The organism is Candidatus Kuenenia sp. (assembly GCF_039794105.1).
GTDB lineage: Bacteria > Planctomycetota > Brocadiia > Brocadiales > Brocadiaceae > Kuenenia.
In genome coordinates, this window is record NZ_JBDIWA010000001.1 from 344494 (window position 1) to 360869 (window position 16376).

Below are 16376 nucleotides of genomic sequence, written 5' to 3' on the forward strand. Positions count from 1 at the left end.
TCAATTTATAAGAAGATATTTGGATGAAGCATCAACTGTTTCCTCTTTTCTATTTTATTGTCGTCATATGTGCAAATGCCGCATTATTGTCAAATAATGCGGCATTTGCTTTAAATGAGCATTCTAACCGCAGGACGCCTGTAGTTGTTGCTGTGGAAAAGACAAGCGCTGCAGTTGCTAATATCAGTACGGAAAGATTTATTAAACAACGGCACGGGGATCCTTTTTTTGGATTCCGGAGCGAATTGTTTGAGCAATTTTTTAATGACTATTTTAATAAGAGTCAACGGAAGGTAGTAGAAAGGCCTTTGGGTTCAGGGGTAATTATTGACGAAGATGGTTATATCGTAACAAACGAACATGTTGTAAGCCGGGCTTCAAAGCTTAATGTAAGACTGGCAGATGGCAAAAACTACGAGGCTACTATGATTAGTTCAGATCCTGCAACCGATCTTGCCGTGTTAAAAATAGAATCAGAAGGCCCGCTTCCTTATGTTAAAATGGGCACATCTAAAGACCTCATGATAGGCGAAACGGTGATTGCCCTCGGTAACCCCTTTGGTTTGGAAAATTCGGTAACTATCGGTGTTCTAAGCGCAAAGAACCGTACTTTTACTTTTAGCAGTGACTACGGCAGCATCGAATATAACGGGCTTATTCAAACAGACGCCTTGATAAATCCGGGAAACAGCGGAGGGCCTTTGATTAATATTGACGGAGAACTTATCGGGATAAACACGGCAATCGTAAATCATGCACAAGGTATAGGGTTTGCCATTCCTGTGGATAAGGTTCGTGAAACACTTGTCAAGCTATTTAACTTCAGGGAGATTAATAAAATATGGTTTGGCGCACAAGTAGAGGAGCAGGGCGATGTTTCAAAGGGTATACTGGTCACTTCCGTTGAAAAGGAAAGCCCGGCACATAAGGCAAAAATAAAAACCGGAGATTGTATTATAAAAATTGATTCGAAAAGAATTTTTGATGTGCTTGATTTTGAAAAATATATACTGAAAAAGAATGCAGGTGATAAATTAATTATTACCATTAATCGCAATGACCAGGAAATGGAGTTGTCGGTCAGCCTTGAAAAGTCTCCAATGCCTTCGGCGGAAAAGCTTGCCCTGGAGAAACTTGGGCTTTACGTCCAGGACCTAACGCCGCAGCTTGCGCAACAATTGAATTTGTGGTGGGTTAAGGGGGGCGTGCTAATCTCTGAAGTCCAAAAGAAAAGTCCTGCGGAGAATGTTGGAATTAAGGCAGGCCATGTACTTGTTTATGTAGGGCAGTACCGGGTGAATAACATTGAAGAATTTGGAGCATTGCTTAACCTGATGAAAAAGGGAGAACTGTGGGACGTTGGTATCGTCTGGTCTGATATTTATGGCGAGCATCAGGGATACACACGGTTAAAAGTTCGCTAACGTGAGTTTATTACGAAAATGGAAATAATATCGCCTAAGCAATGTTATGACAGTATGTGTGTAAGTTATCAACTGTATACACCGAGTCCTTGAATTTTGTACTTTTACTGTGTATGCCCTCAATTTCTAACGCTTCCACCGATTACCTTTTAATATCCAACCCACAACTCTTCCATACGGTTTTTTACTCTTTCCGGAGCTGTACAAAAAAAAGCCGTATCTGCCATATTTCCCTTAATAAAGTTAATCCCAATGAAAATTTTAATCATAGAAGATGAAAAAAAAATTGCAAAGTATTTAAAACAAGGCCTTGAGGAAAATTCCTATACTGTTGACATCGCACATAATGGTATTGATGGCTTACATTTGGCGACACATGAGAATTATGACCTCATGGTAGTAGATATAATGCTTCCGGGAATCAATGGAAAGGAAGTGCTGAAACAAATAAGAAACACCGGAATTCACACACCGGCAATATTTCTCACGGCAATAGATTCCGTAAACGATAAAGTAAACGGCCTGGATATTGGAGCTGACGATTATATAGTCAAGCCTTTTTCTTTTTCCGAACTGTTAGCACGTATTCGCGCTTGCATGAGGAGAAGAACAGACAATTATGTATCAATTTTAAAAACAGGCAATGTAACACTTGATCCAAAAACCAGAAAAGTTTTCCGGGATAAACAAAAGATTGAGTTGACGCCCATTGAATTCTCTATTCTTGAATATTTCATGAGAAACCCCGGGCAGATTTTAACCAGAACGATGATTTCTGAGCACATATGGGATTACAATTATGAAAGCTTTAGCAACGTAATCGATGTTCACATTAGTCGTTTAAGAAATAAACTGGAGAAAGATTTTGATAAAGGCATTATACATACGGTAAGAAGGGTAGGCTATGTTCTCGAAGAAAGAGATTAAATTTTTCAGAACAATTGGTTTTAAAATAACACTGTGGTATGCAACTTCAGTATTGCTAATAGTAGTCATTTTAGGAATATACTTATACTATCGTTTATACTCTGTACTTAATAAAGAAATGTGTGCAATCCTTTTAGATGAAAGTGAAGATATTTTACAACCTTTTACGGAAATGAATTTAAATTTGGATGCCCTGAAAACTGAAATCGAAAAAGAAGCTTCCGGCGGGAAATTCTTTAAAATATCAGCATTGTTATATGATATAGAAAATAATTCAATCATTACATCGGTAAATTCCATTGAGTTCCCTTTAAAAATTTTTGAAAAAGCAATTAACAATGCAAAAAATGGAAATGAAACATTCGATACCGCCAAATCAAAAGATTCAACCGATAGCTTCCTTCTTTTAACAATACCCGTATTCCAGGATAACAGACCGAAATATGTTTTGCAGATGGCTACCTCTCTGAAGCCATCATACAAAACATTAAAAAATTTCAGGGATGATATAATAGTGATAATGCCGGGAATTGTTATTATCACTATCATAGGAGGCTGGTTTATCGCCAAAAAAAGCCTTGATCCTGTCGGATATATTACAAACGCAGCCAAAACAATAACGGCGTACAATTTACATACAAGACTTAAATCCGCACATGCAGGAAGTGAGTTAGAAGAATTGACGGACACAATTAATCTTATGTTAGACCGTCTTGAAGATGCCTTCCGAAAAATTATTCAATTTACCTCTGATGTTTCCCATGAATTAAGAACGCCGCTTGCCGCGCTAAAAGCCGGAACAGAAGTAATGCTTGCAAAACAAAGAACCCCGGAAGAATATCGCGAACTGCTTGAAAATAATTTAATTGAGCATGAAAAAATAATTAACATGATAAATGATTTACTGGTTTTGCTGAAAACAGACGCCGCAAAACAAGAGTTCAATGGTGTTAATCTTAAAAAAATGTTGTGTGAACTTTACATAGCGTTTCAATTAATTACAGAAACTAAAAAAATAGATTGCACAATAAGTAAGATGGAAAATATTACGATAGACGGAGATCAAAAATTACTATACCGTCTATTTTCCAATCTTTTGGACAATGCTATTAAATATACTTCTCCGGGCGGCAATATTTGCATTTCTCTGAAAGATTTGGAAAATGAAGTTATTGTTTCAATCAGGGACACCGGAATAGGAATTTCCGAAAATGACCATGACAAGATTTTTGACAGGTTTTTTCGTGTAGATGCTTCAAGGTCAAGGGATACCGGCGGGGTAGGCCTTGGATTAAGTATTTGCAAAAACATAGCAGACCTTCATAAAGGAAAAATAGAAGTAAAGAGCACGATAGGAAAAGGCAGCACTTTTTTTGTTACCCTTCCAAAAAGTCATTTCAATCGCTAACCTGCTTTTTAGTTACACGTATCTCAGGCGGTACCAACGCTTCCCTTGATTGATATATTAATCGCTTTGTACATTAAGCTTTCTTAATGTATTCTTCATCAATCCTTAATGTTTACTTGGTATAAGAATTTACATTTATTGTGACATATTTTTTTCAACGAGTAATTAAAGGAAAAGATGGAAAAGCAATATACCTCTGTTTTAAAAGATGAATCTGATCTCGCCTTATTTGGGAAACATTTCAAACGTTCAAGCTTTCTGCGCTGCCTGAAACTCAGTATTCGCCGTATTATTTTACTTTTCCTTTCACGTATGATGCATGTTGGCGTTGAATCTTTGCCAAACCTGTATGCAATGAAGAAGATTCTGCTTGTTTCCGTAAACCAACGTTTAGGGAATACTATCCTGGTTACCCCCGCAGTATCTGCGCTTATTAAAGCCCTGCCAAATGTGCAATTCAGTTTTGTTGGGGGGATGCATGCAAAGTCCATACTGGATGGATATGCCATAAAACAAATTCATACTATCAAACGAATAGACACTGTGCTTCCGCAACGATTATGGCGTCTTATTACAATACTTCGAAAAGAAAAGTACGATGCAGCCATTCATTTAAGCACGGCGACTAATTCACTGGGCGCCTATATCACATATGCATCTGGAACCAGGCATCGCATCGGGTGTCGGCGAAACGACGGCAATATATTGTTTACCTCTGTTTTTAAACATCCACAATCGCGTCACAAGGTAGATCAAATCCGGGAATGTATGCAACAAATAGGGATACCGGCTTTTGATGAACTAAAAATTATACTCAAACCGGAAGAACATCTCAGGGCAGAAGATTTCTTCCGAGCACATTTTGGAGATTCATTTAAGAAACCGATAGGCATATTTACCGGTGGCAGACAAAAAAAAGGAAAGGCATGGAATCTGGAAAGTTTTGGTATTATTGCAGAGAACCTGAGAACACGGCATATCCCCATGGTAATATTTATAGGGCCAGAAGAGTTGGGAAATGAAAAATATATTCGATCGGTAATCGGGCCTGCCTTATACATAAAAAATGCCACATTGCGTGAAGTAGCCGCCTTAGTATCAAAGTGTAAGGTCATAGTAACTCCTGATTCTGGCCCAATGCATCTTGCAGTTGCAGTAGGGGTGAAAACTATCGCTCTTTTTTCCAAGCCAAACTTTGACAGGTGGGGGCCAAGAGAGCCTTATGGGAAAGTAATATTTGATAAAAGCAAAACAAATACAAAAGAGATACTAAATGTTCTGCTTGAATATTATGCATAAGGAATAATCAAGAGGTTTACGATTTTGCAACACCTTACTCTTTTGAAAAAATTTGCCGTGCATATGATAGTACAGTATACATAGTAAAATGTTTGCTTCCTTAAAATAATTCTTATCCTCTGTGGAAATCGTGGTAATTTGTGGATTATTTATTTACCTCCCGTTTGTGAACCAAAGGTTCATGGATGTTTCATTTTGCCTTTTTGCTCTTGAATATTTTCTCCTTCTTTTTTCTTCCAAGCCTGTTATCTTCGTCTTCAAGTGCCTGTTCCAAATAAATATGCCATTTGTCGCCATAATGCTTTTCCAGCCATGTCTCAATATGTCCGGTCCAGCGATTGTATGCCTGCCGTATAGTTTTTATTACGGGGTGTACTTCTGAAGTGCAGAGAATAGAGGGAACCTTTGGCGCTTCTATGAGAAAATATTCTGAGGGCTTTTCATTCCAGATGGCGCTTATTTTTACAACATCTTTACACTGATCCAGTCTTTTCCGTGTATCATCCGCAGAAAAATGGGGAGAGATTTTGCGCAAAAGAGTCTGGTCGTCTTTGATGGCATAAAACAAACGGAAAACGTGTGTGTGTTTCAATCTGACATATTCTTCAGAGGCAATATACTCGTTGTAAATACAAGGTGCTGGGACGTCGTGCATAAAACTATCTTTCCTGTCGGGAAATGCTTTGCATACATACGGCCTACGCTTTTTACCATACGCAGCGCATCGCAATAGTATCTGCATATCATCGGATGCGTCATCTTTCCATGTTAAATAAAAATCCAGGCACTTGCATGGATTATAAACAATATCCTTTGCGTGAAGGGCGGTATAAAGCAATTTTATGCCATACGCAGCGCTTCTTTTCCTGAAGATATGTTTCCATATGCCCAAATGATTCTGCTTCCTGGGAATGCTCATAAAACAACATATGCCGTCAGCACAAATGTCTTCTGTGTAACAAACGCGTCCTTTATTAGAATTTATTTCCATGTCAGAATTCTTCCTTTAATATCCGGCGAGGCGACGCCTCATGTTGAAAAAGAGAGATTGTAACCCGCAGGTTGCGAAGATAAAAATACCGGTAATCTTTAGCTTTTTGAAGTAATCACATCTGTAAATTTTGCCATAAATGTGAGTGTGATATTTTAATGTTTCCTATTTTATAAATTACTCCGGAAACGATGCATACCAGCATGATGATTACGCCTATCATAAACAAAAAATCCCTATATGAAAACCGCAAAGGCGCCGTGTTGTACATTTTTCCGTCAGCACAAATACATAATACACGACAGTCTTTTCCGGGAGAATCAGGTCTTTTGTCAAATAATGTCAATAGGGCGGGGATATATTTCCTCAATTTTTTCCGGTGTTTAAAGCCTATAAAACGGTACATTTCAAACCGCAACAGCCTCTTACTGTTATTGATTAATTGAAGGATATGATACAAAGCAGATACCATGCGTAATACACGTGCCTGCGGTATATATAATTTTTCCACTCCTCTCAAAAAATCTGTATAGGACATAGTTACTGATACAACAACAATGAATACTATAGATAAATCAAGTTTGATTATAAAGCACAAAAGAGTCCATATTTCTTCTTTCACAATACTTACTACCGAACAGTCCCCTTTGATAAAATAACAAATAAATGCTCTTCTTAAAAAAAGAATGAACAGTAGCAGGAAAGGCAATACGGTTATGGGAAAGAGGGCAAAACGAAATTTTCTCGATAACCGGGCTGGTGAAATATCGGAAAATAAAAAGATTGCAAGTATTAACAAAAGATATACTCCAAAATCCTTCGCCCTGCTCATCGGCGTTAAGGCCATGCAGGAAATAATAAAAAAAAGGGATATGATCTTTGTCCTTGGGTCTAATGTTTCCAAAAAATGCTTAGTACATTTCATAATTTAATGTATAGGAATTTCAATATTTTTGTAGAGACGCATTGCATGCGTCTCTACCTTTACTCAGAGAACGGATTATTATACTCCCGGCGGGTTCAGGTTTGTAACCTGAACCCGCTAATGGGTTTTTGATTTCTGCTGGAATTTATCCTTCTGAAGCGGGGGGGACAGGAACGGCATTTTCATGTCACCTCGAATGCTGCGTCGTTGCCAAAACCCGGACCATAACGATGAAACTTAATCCGCTTATCAAAAACAATACGGACGTGACAAACATCAGCCTTAACGCCATTTCCAGAGAATCTAATGTTAGCTGTTTTTTATTATCGCCAATAGAGGGTTTATCCACAACTTCACCCCCATAGATGCTTGGCCCGCCCAGTTGAACCCCTAAGGCTCCAGCAAAAGCTGCTTCGGGTATTCCGCTATTAAGGCTCTCATGTTTTCTTCCTTCCCGAAAAGCCGTCCTTAAAGAGGATTGAAAGCCATGCCCGCATAAAAAAGAAGCCACAGGAATAAACAAGGCAGATAATCTTGCCGGAATGTAGTTTGCCATATCATCCAATCTCGCCGATGCCCATCCAATCTTTATATATTTTTCGCTTTTATATCCAACCATAGAATCCAGCGTGTTTACTGCCCGATAGGTCATTGCTGCGACCGGTCCTCCAATGAAACAATAAAATAATGGCGCTAAAATGCCGTCAACACAACTCTCTGCCACCGTTTCTATGGCCGCGCGTATTATTTGTTCTCTGTTTAAATCTGCGGTATCGCGTCCCACAATGCGGGATAACATACTTCTGGCATTTTTTAAATCATTTATACGAAGCATGTTGATCACCTTTTTTGCTTCATCTGCCAGATTTTTTATGGAAATCGCAAAATAAACAATAATACCTCCCGTTATTGCCTCACACACCGGGTGCCATTGTTTCGAAAGGGACATAATTTCGTAGGTGATTATACACACGCCTGACACAATACCGCCGGTTAAAAACAACCCCATCAACCTTTCCGGCAGAGGCAATCTACGCACGATATATTCCATACAATGAATAGATTTCCCTATCAATCTTACGGGATGAAAACGCCATTGTGGATCACCAATAGTTATATCAAGTATGAATGCGGCAATTATCTGGAAATGGATCAAAGAGAAGGAATCATACATTATTAATAGAAATCATTAATTAATAAAAGAGAAACCACAGATTTCACAGAATGCGTAAGACGCACCCCCCTTGCCCCCCAGTGGGGGGAGATTATCATAAATCGTAAATCTAAAAGGAATTTATTCTGGCATGTTAACCATTAAGTATAGAAACACAAAATCCCCAACTACCATTTCTTCAAATAAGAATAAAAATAGTAGTTGGGGATTTGATTTTTCAAAAGCAATCGTTAAAACGGGTATTTCTTTGCAAACCTTTAACGCGGGCAGCGTATTTTTATAAAATACCGCCGTCATTATTTTTCGAAGAATCTCACCGGCAAAGGAATAGTATCATCAATTTTTTACTTCATAATCGGCGTCAATGATATCATCTTCGCCCCCTTTGCCTTTTTCCCTGCCCTTTTCTTCTTGTTCACCGCCGCCTTGAGACGTCTGTGGGCCTTCCTTCTTTGCAGCTTCCTGATAAATCTTTGTACTGATTTCCTGCAGGATATTTGTTAATTCATCCATCTTTTGCTGAATGTCTTTTTCGTCTTCCAATTTGATTGCTTCTCTCAGATTTTTGATTGCATTTTCTACCTGCTGTTTTTGTGCACTCTCTACTTTATCGCCCAGGTCCTTTAATGTTTTTTCTGCGCTATACGCCAGATTATCCGCCTTGTTTTTTGTTTCTATCTTTTCTTTCACCCGTTTATCCTGGTCGGCGTAATTCTGTGCATCTTTGACCATCTTATCAATTTCTTCCTGGCTCAGTTTTGTTGAAGCGGTTATCGTAATTTTCTGCTCATTTCCTGTGCCAAGATCTTTCGCATGTACGTTAATTATGCCGTTTGCATCGAGATCAAAAGATACTTCTACCTGAGGAACCCCTCTTGGCGCCGGGGGTATCCCGGTAAGATGAAACTTTCCAAGGGTTACATTGTCCCGCGCCATGGAACGTTCGCCCTGAAGAACGTGTATTTCGACACTGCTCTGATTATCTTCTGCAGTGGTAAAAATCTGGCTCTTCTTTGTGGGAATAGTGGTATTTCTTTCTATTAAATGCGTGGTAACGCCGCCAAGTGTTTCAATGCCCAAAGAGAGCGGAGTTACATCCAGCAATACAAGGTCCTTTACCTCTCCGGATAAAACACCCGCCTGTATGGCAGCGCCCATAGCAACGCATTCCATAGGATCAATTCCGCGTTCAATTTTCCTTCCCACGTAATCTTCCACATATTTCTGGACACACGGCATACGGGTAGGGCCTCCTACGAGGATGATTTTGCAGATGTCGTTCGCCGTCATTTTCGCATCCTTCAATGCTTGTTCTATAGAAGCGCCGCACCGGTTAACTATTGGAGAAACCAGTTGTTCTATTTTTGCCCGCGTCATGGAATGTGTAAAATGTTTTGGGCCGGAAGCATCTGCCGTAAGGAACGGAAGGTTAATATCTGTGGAAAGTGTTGTGGAGAGTTCTATTTTCGCCTTTTCTGCCGCCTCTCTCAATCTCTGCATTGCCATCTTGTCATTTTTCAGGTCGATGCCAAATTCCTTTTTAAACTCCTCTGCCAGATAATCAACAATATGATTATCCATGTCCGTGCCGCCTAGTTGGGTATCGCCGCTGGTAGAAACAACCTCAAATACGCCTTGACCAAAGTCCATGATGGTGCAATCCAAAGTACCACCGCCCAGATCAAAAACAAGAATCTTTTGAGACTCTTCCGTCTTGTCTAATCCATATGCCAATGACGCCGCAGTCGGTTCATTGATAATCCTAACCACGTCGAGTCCTGCAATAGTACCGGCATCTTTTGTTGCCTGCCGCTGGTTGTCATTAAAATATGCAGGAACCGTTATAACCGCCTTTTCAACACGTTCCCCTAAATACGCTTCAGCATCATGTTTGATTTTTTGCAGAATAAATGCGGAAATTTGTTGAGGAGTAAAACTCTTTCCCCTCACCTCGACCTTATAGTCAGTCCCCATTTTTCTCTTTATCGCATATATTGTGCCCTCTGTATTGCTAACGGCCTGCCTCCTTGCCGGTTCGCCTACCAGTTTTTCCCCGTCTTTTGTAAAGGCAACGTAGGAAGGAAATGCCTTTCCTCCGATGGTTGCCCCTTCAGCGCTTGGGATAATAGTCGGTTTACCACCTATTAATACCGCAGCAGCAGAATTGCTTGTGCCTAAATCTATTCCAATAATTTTTGACATATCCTATTCTCCTTTAACCTCTTCCTGATTTTTAGTGTTTTCAGTTTCTTGAGTCTCTTCTTTTTGCGATTTCTGTGATACCACTACCTTTGCAGGCCTTAAAACCAGGGAGTTTAGAAAGTAACCCTTTTGTATTTCCTGCAATATGGTATTTTCCGGCGCCTCATCATTCAACATCTGCATCAAAACCTCATGTTTGCATACATCTAATGGTGTCCCTTCCGCTTTTATAGGCTCTAGTCCTTCAGATTTTAACACACGGGAAAATTCTTTATAAATTAATTTTATCCCTTCTTTGAATTCTTTGCTCACGGATTCATCATCAGTGGCAGCAGCTTTTTCAAGACTCTCGTAAATATCGAGTAATTTTTTAATGAGTGATTCAGTTGCTGTACGTTCAACTATCTGGCGTTCTTTTGCGACCCACTTCTTGTAATTGTCAAAATCAGCCGCCAGTCTGCGTATGGAATGCTGAAGTTCACCAATCTTATTTTTGCTTTCATCTAATTCTTGTTTTAGTGATTGCACTATTGCCTGCTGTTCCGCAAACAACACCTCTGATGATTGAACAACTTCAATCGCCTCAGATTTAAAATCTCCGGCGTCTTTGCCCTCTTGCCCGGTATCAGGCAAAGAATGATCCTTTTCTTCCGGTTTGACTTCTTTCGTTTCTCCGGATTGGTCCATATTTTTTTCCGATTCATTTAGCATTATCGTGTTTTTCCAACATTAAGAACGCTTAAAATTTTAAAGAGCTAATTGTAACAAAAAATCATTTTTAAGCAAGCTATTAACGCCTTATTAGCCTCTGCGTAATTATTTAGCTTTTTTTTATCCTATCTGAATCTTTCTTGGTTGCGCCTCTGGTACCTTTGGTAATGTTAAGGTCAGTACCCCATCTGATAGAATAGCATCAATTTTTTCAGTATCAACGATATTTGATACGGTGAATTTTCGGGTATAATGCCCTACATTGTACTCGGTGTATACAGGGTTAAGGTTGTCATATGGTGAAAAGTCTATTTTCGCATCGACTTCCAGGACATTATTTTCCAGCATAATAGAAACATTTTCTTTTTTCACTCCCGGAACGTCCATGGCGACAATCAGGCTTTTTTCCGTTTCAACAATATCAGTAGCGGGAATATAATATTTACCTTGTACAGTCCTTTCGCCTGCATATTCGGTTTTTTCCGGTTTCTGCTTTTCAGTTTTTACGACTTCCTTTGTTTCGTTGCCCATACTTATCTCCTTTAAAAAATTATTTATTGAATATTTATTGAATTGCAATTTTTTTAGGCTTTTCCGACTCCGCACAGGGGAGCATGATTACTAAAAGACCCTCTTTATACTCTGCTTTAACCCGATCTGATTCTACTTTGTTCGGTAGCCTTATTGTCCTGTCAAATTTGAAAGCATTACGTTCAATACGGTGATAACTGGTTTTTTTACCATAGGCTATCGAGCGCTCTCCGGATAGCCGCAATGTGTTGCCTTTTACTTCTATATTCAAATCCTCCTTTTTCACCCCGGGTAATTCCACAACGAATACCAAGTCCCTGTTTTTTTCAAAAATATTCACCGGCGGATAAACCCCTCTGCTCGTGGTAGCGTTATCAAAAAAATCCGTATTCTGAGCGATTTCCAATGCATCCTGCAGCGTTAATAATGTTTCAAGTGTTCTTGATAGCGGCATCATCATAAACCAAAACCTCCTTTCAAAAAGGTAATAAAAAATTGTTCTCTAAACTTGCCGCGGCATATTGCCGTATTTTAAAAATGCTTTTTACTGATAGTTCTTTAAGCAATGAATGTGCCATATTTCGTAAGTTGCTATCAGTACGAATGTTATCTATTTTGATGCGTTTTAAAGACGCTATATCGTTGGGCAATGAGAATAGCCATTCCCTTTTATTGTGGATTTACATGCTCAAATGTGTTGCATTTTATGCACGATCTTGCGGTATTTATAGGGACTTTTTACATTATTCCTTGTTTATATGGAAGTTATGGATAATATTATCTTATTGTAACAAGGGAAATATATTTCTCATTTATTTGAAATAATCTCAATACGATTATGAAAGAAAAAAAGGATGCCGTTCAAAAATTGTTTGTGCCAGACATCGGAGGTAATGCGGATATTCAGCCTTATTTCCTGGCGAGTGACGGGGAAATTGACAAGTCGATTATAGATAACCTTGATTCAGATGTTATTATCCTGGATAAGGAACTTAACATTGTGCTTATGAATAAATCTGCGGAACGGACATTTGGCGTGAGTTTTCATGAGGTAAAAGGCACAAACTACCTGGCCTTGCGGCTTAGATCGATAGAACGGGAGCTGGCCAGAAACCTTAATAATGTTCTTCAAACAAAAAAGGCATTCACTATTAAAGAACTGCAGATTATTTCTCCAGATAAAGTTACACACTTTTTTGACCAGAGTTGTATTCCTATCCTTGATGATGGCGGCGTACTGCAAGGTGTGCTTTCTATCAGTAAGGATGTTACAAAAAGGGTATATAAGGAGATTCAATATCACGAATCTCAGAAGATGCTAAAGGCATTGTTTCAGGAATTAGAGGTAAAAAATACTACTATCCGGAGTTTGCAGACTTCATTAAGAGAGCGGTACAGTTTTAATAGCCTGATTGGTAAGAGTTATTTGATGCAGAATATTTACGACCTGATCGAAAAGGTCTCCCAAACCGATTCAACGGTGCTTATTACAGGAGAGACGGGAACAGGAAAGGAATTGGTGGCAAGGGCAATTCATTATAATAGCCACAGAAAAGATTATAACCTGGTGGCCGTAAATTGCGCCGCTTTGCCGGAGACCCTTTTGGAAAGCGAGCTTTTTGGTCATGTCAAGGGTTCTTTTACCGGCGCTATTCGGGACAAAAAAGGGAAGTTTGAACTTGCGGATAAAGGAACCATATTTCTGGATGAAATCGGAGAGTTGTCGATTCCCACCCAGGTTAAGTTGTTGCGGGTACTGCAGGAAAGACACATAGAACGGGTGGGAGACGAAAAGACCATAAAAGTAGATATTCGCATTATTGCTGCAACAAACCAGGATATCCTTGAATTAATTGAGAAGGGAACGTTTCGGAAAGACCTCTTTTACCGGCTGAATATTATTTCAATCAGGCTTCCATCCCTGAAAGAACGTACCGATGATATCCCGCTTTTAGTGAATCATTTTATTGAAAAATTCAACATTCGCTTCAAAAAGAATATAAACGGCATATCGCCAAACGCCTTAAGAAAGCTTATGGCATATTCATGGCCTGGCAATATCAGGGAACTGGAAGGCGTCATCGAAAAGGCTGTCCTTCTGGAAGAATCCGAAACTATCGAAAATATAGAGTTGCCGACAGACCATTCCGCGACTACGAACCTTTGTCTGCCCAAACCCTTAAATGCCGGACATGATATTTCCTCTTATGAGGATCTGCAGAAACGCTTGGATATGTTGGAGCGGGAATATTTTGTCAGCGTATTTCAGAAGCATCATGGCAGGATAGGTAGTATAGCAGCATGCACAGGCCTTAACAGACGTACGATTTTAAATAAGATGAAAAAATTCTCACTTAAAAAGAGTTTATTTAAATAGCGTTGTTAATTACATCCCGCCTTTCCTTAAAATTGCTTCAAGCCTTGCTACGTGATCGGCAGGTATCGTTGTATGCCGCAATCCACTTACCGTAGCATCAATATCATACGGCGCCCGTTTTATCTCCAGGGCGCCGTCTTTCCATATGGCATACGAAGCCAGGGGTATCCCGTCGCGCGGCTGACCAACACTTCCCGGATTGACGACAGTTATCTCACCTACCTTACGCACCACAGGGAGATGCGTATGTCCAAGCAAAACGATATTTGCCCGGACGCCCTTTAATTCATCTTCCATTTCACTATCGGAAACTTCGGGCCGGAGGTATTTGTAAATATCTCCGCCGGGTGAGCCATGAGACAACAGGAATGTTACGCCGCCTGCCTCTGTATTTAGCGTTAGCGGAAGGTTTGCAAGAAATTCTTTTTCGCCGGCATTCAGGATGGTTTTCGTGAAAATTTTACCTTGGTCGCTCAGGGCTTTATATTTTTCAGAACAGCCGCATTCCATGTTTTTACCAATGGCATTATCATGATTTCCGCGGACAATCTTGTCAGTTAACTTCCGGATTTTTTCTATGCACTCTTTCGGGTATGGCCCATAATTAACGATATCGCCAAGACAAAATATCATGTCGGCTGTTTCTTCCAAAACGGCGTTTAATGCCGCTTCATTTCCATGGATATCAGAGATTATAAGGATCTTCATTTCTTCCCTTCTTAAATACATTGAATTTCAAAAGAAGCATCACTTTTTAAATCAATTTCAACAGGTTTAATTTTACCTTGTTTATTATCGCACAATAATTTTACTTTTGGCCTGGTCATTTGTGAAATTTCTACAGAGGCGACAACGCCCGTAAAATCTTTATACATGCCCCGTACAACCTTGATTTCTGAACCTACTGGATATTTCGGCATTACTGTTAAAAAACAATTTACTAATTCTTCGTTGAATTGCGTGCCGGCGCCGTTTTTTATGAGATCATACACCAGATCAGGGGGCATTCCCTTACGATACGGGCGGTCTGAAATACATGCGTCATAGACGTCGGCAACGGCAGCAATCTCCGCACCCATAATCATTTTATCATGCTCTACATATGTGATTTCTCCCTTATCTAGCTTATTATTCCCCGCCAGACCACGCGGATATCCTTTCCCATCCTGCCTCTCATGGTGCTGATAAGGAATATGCGCAGAAACATATCCGATAGCGTCAATATCTTTAAGCAACTCATATCCAAAAGAAGTGTGTTGTTTTATTTTATCAAACTCTTCATTTGTTAACTTACCCGGTTTATTAAGCAGCTTTACATCAATAAAAATCTTGCCTATATCGTGTAAAAACTCGCCGATGGCTATTTGTTTCAGTTTTTTTTTGTCAAGATACAGCCTTCTTGCAATAATCAACGATATTATTGCCGCATCTATAGAATGCTCGAAGGTATAATTATCTACCGTCTTTATTGAATTCAAACCGGACAAAATATCCTGTCCCATAATTTCCTCAAGGAAAGAATCAATATCCTCTACCAGTTGTTTAAATGCCTGGCTTTCCTGAAAAGTTCTTTTCACCTTTGGGGTATTGATGCTTCGGATAACTGATTCTGAAGTATCCGCTTCTATATCGGCAATGGCTGCCTGCGTTACCTTGTAAGTTTTAAGAATATCCTTCGTTGCCATAAGACGAATTTTATCAGAAATCGTGTCTTTAATAACAATATCTTCCGTATCCTTATCTTCTATGTAAATACAAGCATATCCCCTTGCTTTTAACCTATCGATATACCCCTGCGATAGTTCAACGCCTTTCTTCAGCAATACCTCATAGTTCTCGCCATAAATTGGTTTACCCAGCACCATACCGGGTGATACGCTGTTTATATGTTTTTTAATCATAAATATTGCATGATATAAAAATTTAAAAACTTATAACACAATCTTCTTATATAACAAAATGCTCCACGTTGTTATATGACTTCCTCTGCGGTTAATGTAGAGACGCATTAAATGCGTCTCTACAAAAATATTGAAATTCCTAAGCTGGCATAGCCAGAACCAAACAAGCACAAAGTAGAAAATTCGAAATTCGAAGTACGAAATACGAAACAAATTCGAATAACAAAGCATAAAATTCAAAACAAATCCAAAACATCCCTGTCTGCGTGCGATCACGTACAGGCAGGCAGCAATATGAAGCACGAAATGCAAAAGATTCACTTGTTTAGAATTTCAAATCATTTTGTCATTAGAATTTGTTTCGGATTTCGTGTTTCGCATTTCACCCCTCATTTTATGCTGATGCTTTTTTAGCGATATTCTCTTCATACTCATTTTTAAAGTACTGTAGCGTAGAAACAACAGGATTCGCAGATGTTTGTCCCAGTCCGCACAGCGAAGACGTC

15 protein-coding genes are annotated in these 16376 nt (G+C 39.3%); 5 read left to right on the forward strand and 10 right to left on the reverse strand.

Features of this window, described 5'->3' with window-relative positions; translation table 11 throughout:
• Positions 1-23 precede the first annotated feature (23 nt).
• From ABJL82_RS01480 to ABJL82_RS01495, 4 genes are all read left to right on the forward strand, one after another.
• On the forward strand, positions 24-1424 hold the full coding sequence (locus ABJL82_RS01480; protein ID WP_347272910.1) for a trypsin-like peptidase domain-containing protein: 1401 nt from the start codon (positions 24-26) through the stop codon (positions 1422-1424).
• A gap of 252 nt (positions 1425-1676) precedes the next feature.
• The gene (locus ABJL82_RS01485) at positions 1677-2351 is read left to right on the forward strand and encodes a response regulator transcription factor (RefSeq protein ID WP_347272911.1); all 675 of its coding nucleotides are present in this window, start codon (positions 1677-1679) and stop codon (positions 2349-2351) included.
• Positions 2329-3759, forward strand: coding sequence for a heavy metal sensor histidine kinase (locus ABJL82_RS01490; protein ID WP_347272912.1), 1431 nt, complete (start codon positions 2329-2331; stop codon positions 3757-3759). Before ABJL82_RS01485 ends, ABJL82_RS01490 begins: the two co-directional genes overlap by 23 nt.
• Positions 3760-3936: 177 nt before the next feature.
• Positions 3937-5058 (forward strand): glycosyltransferase family 9 protein, encoded by a 1122-nt coding sequence (locus ABJL82_RS01495; protein ID WP_347272913.1) that lies wholly within the window; start codon positions 3937-3939, stop codon positions 5056-5058.
• A 190-nt stretch (positions 5059-5248) separates the two neighbouring features.
• On the opposite strand, the gene ABJL82_RS01500 is transcribed toward ABJL82_RS01495, so the two are convergent.
• The 7 genes from ABJL82_RS01500 to ABJL82_RS01530 all read right to left on the reverse strand — a co-directional run bounded on the left by ABJL82_RS01500 (position 5249) and on the right by ABJL82_RS01530 (position 12052).
• Complete coding sequence (locus ABJL82_RS01500; RefSeq protein WP_347272914.1) at positions 5249-6049, reverse strand: hypothetical protein; 801 nt, start codon at positions 6047-6049, stop codon at positions 5249-5251.
• Between the two features lie 115 nt (positions 6050-6164).
• Entirely contained in the window at positions 6165-6974 is an 810-nt protein-coding gene (locus ABJL82_RS01505; protein WP_347272915.1) for a hypothetical protein, read from the reverse strand.
• Positions 6975-7161: 187 nt separating this feature from the next.
• Positions 7162-8148: an adenosylcobinamide-phosphate synthase CbiB gene (gene cbiB, locus ABJL82_RS01510; protein WP_347272916.1), complete on the reverse strand. Its 987-nt coding sequence runs from the start codon at positions 8146-8148 to the stop codon at positions 7162-7164.
• A gap of 336 nt (positions 8149-8484) precedes the next feature.
• Positions 8485-10350 carry a molecular chaperone DnaK gene (gene dnaK / locus ABJL82_RS01515; protein ID WP_347272917.1) on the reverse strand — a complete coding sequence of 622 codons (1866 nt, stop codon included), beginning with the start codon at positions 10348-10350 and terminating at the stop codon, positions 8485-8487.
• A 3-nt stretch (positions 10351-10353) separates the two neighbouring features.
• Complete coding sequence (locus ABJL82_RS01520) at positions 10354-11061, reverse strand: nucleotide exchange factor GrpE (RefSeq protein ID WP_347272918.1); 708 nt, start codon at positions 11059-11061, stop codon at positions 10354-10356.
• A 120-nt stretch (positions 11062-11181) separates the two neighbouring features.
• Positions 11182-11592: an Hsp20/alpha crystallin family protein gene (locus tag ABJL82_RS01525; RefSeq protein WP_347272919.1), complete on the reverse strand. Its 411-nt coding sequence runs from the start codon at positions 11590-11592 to the stop codon at positions 11182-11184.
• A 34-nt stretch (positions 11593-11626) separates the two neighbouring features.
• Complete coding sequence (locus ABJL82_RS01530; RefSeq protein WP_347272921.1) at positions 11627-12052, reverse strand: Hsp20/alpha crystallin family protein; 426 nt, start codon at positions 12050-12052, stop codon at positions 11627-11629.
• Between the two features lie 378 nt (positions 12053-12430).
• Here ABJL82_RS01530 and ABJL82_RS01535 point away from each other — a divergent pair, with 378 nt between their 5' ends.
• Positions 12431-13969, forward strand: coding sequence for a sigma 54-interacting transcriptional regulator (locus ABJL82_RS01535; RefSeq protein ID WP_347272922.1), 1539 nt, complete (start codon positions 12431-12433; stop codon positions 13967-13969).
• 9 nt (positions 13970-13978) lie between these two features.
• Here the strand turns inward: ABJL82_RS01535 and ABJL82_RS01540 are convergent, their stop codons facing one another.
• The 3 genes from ABJL82_RS01540 to ABJL82_RS01550 all read right to left on the reverse strand — a co-directional run.
• Positions 13979-14677, reverse strand: a complete 699-nt coding sequence (locus ABJL82_RS01540) for a metallophosphoesterase family protein (protein ID WP_347272923.1) — start codon at positions 14675-14677, stop codon at positions 13979-13981.
• 11 nt (positions 14678-14688) lie between these two features.
• The gene (locus tag ABJL82_RS01545; RefSeq protein ID WP_347272924.1) at positions 14689-15870 is read right to left on the reverse strand and encodes an HD domain-containing phosphohydrolase; all 1182 of its coding nucleotides are present in this window, start codon (positions 15868-15870) and stop codon (positions 14689-14691) included.
• Positions 15871-16264: 394 nt separating this feature from the next.
• On the reverse strand, positions 16265-16376 hold a 112-nt coding region (locus tag ABJL82_RS01550; protein WP_347272932.1), incomplete at its 5' end, for an NADH-ubiquinone oxidoreductase-F iron-sulfur binding region domain-containing protein.